The sequence below is a fragment of the Aquimarina macrocephali JAMB N27 genome (assembly GCF_000520995.1).
Taxonomy (GTDB): Bacteria; Bacteroidota; Bacteroidia; order Flavobacteriales; family Flavobacteriaceae; genus Aquimarina; species Aquimarina macrocephali.
In genome coordinates this window covers 1-257 of the sequence record NZ_JACA01000039.1, presented here as the reverse complement: position 1 = coordinate 257, position 257 = coordinate 1, and the positions used below count along the sequence as shown (strand labels likewise).

The 257-nt window shown below is 32.3% G+C and carries 1 protein-coding gene; it reads right to left on the bottom strand.

Annotated features, from left to right (window positions below; translation table 11 throughout):
• Positions 1-257, bottom strand: a 257-nt coding sequence (locus Z054_RS28895; RefSeq protein ID WP_035092819.1) for a carbonic anhydrase family protein, incomplete at both ends; no start/stop codon positions are given.

Sequence of the window (257 nt, the reverse complement as noted above, 5' to 3'; positions counted from 1 at the left end):
ATACCGACTACTGCCAACAAACCAGTAGTTGGATTTCTATGTACCAAATGCATCTCCATAGGGTATCTATTTCCATCTACAGTATGCTCACTACCAGTATGAAAGTGAAACTGTAAAAGATCATAATCAATATTGTTTAATGAAGCCGAACTACCAGAAGTATAATCAAAACGTAAAGTATGACCATTATTAACAATAGTTGTAATACTTGTAGTATAATTGGTATTGATATTATTAATATCATCCGCATCATCTGT